Annotated in this window: 1 protein-coding gene; it reads left to right on the top strand. The window is 63.8% G+C overall.

The genetic code is table 11. The features are described 5' to 3' along the window. Window positions 1–64: 64 nt before the first annotated feature. A partial coding sequence (locus tag MKW15_RS24285) for a hypothetical protein (RefSeq protein ID WP_240862973.1) occupies window positions 65–409 on the top strand: 345 nt, incomplete at its 3' end.

The raw sequence follows: 409 nt of genomic DNA, 5'->3' as shown, positions 1-409 counted from the left end.
TTCGCCCGCTGTCAGCATGGTTGTGAGACAGGTGCTGGTGGTGAGTGCGGGGGATGGAGTAGTGATGAGTGAACCGCAGTCATGGACGACGCCGGGCGGGCGGAACTGTTACACCCTGGCGTTCAAGGTGCAGTTTTTGCAGGACTGGGACCGCTGTGTCGAGTACGGGTCGAAGGCACGGATGTTGCGTGAGCGTGGGGTGTCCGACCGCACGGTACGCGACTGGTTGGGCGCGCGGGCACGCGGCGATTTCGAGGCGGCGATGGTGGCCGAGGCAACGAAGAAAGGGAAGGCGAAGCGGGTGGATAGCCGAGATCGTGCCGAGTTGGCGCGGCTGCGGACCGAGAACGAGCGATTGAAGACCAAGGTCGCTCAGGCCGAAGCTGCCCAGGAGGTGCTGGGAAAAGCA

Origin of the sequence: Gordonia gummivorans (genome assembly GCF_022513585.1) — a bacterium.
Classification (GTDB): Bacteria; Actinomycetota; Actinomycetes; order Mycobacteriales; family Mycobacteriaceae; genus Gordonia.
This window is presented reverse-complemented; position numbering and strand designations above follow the sequence as displayed.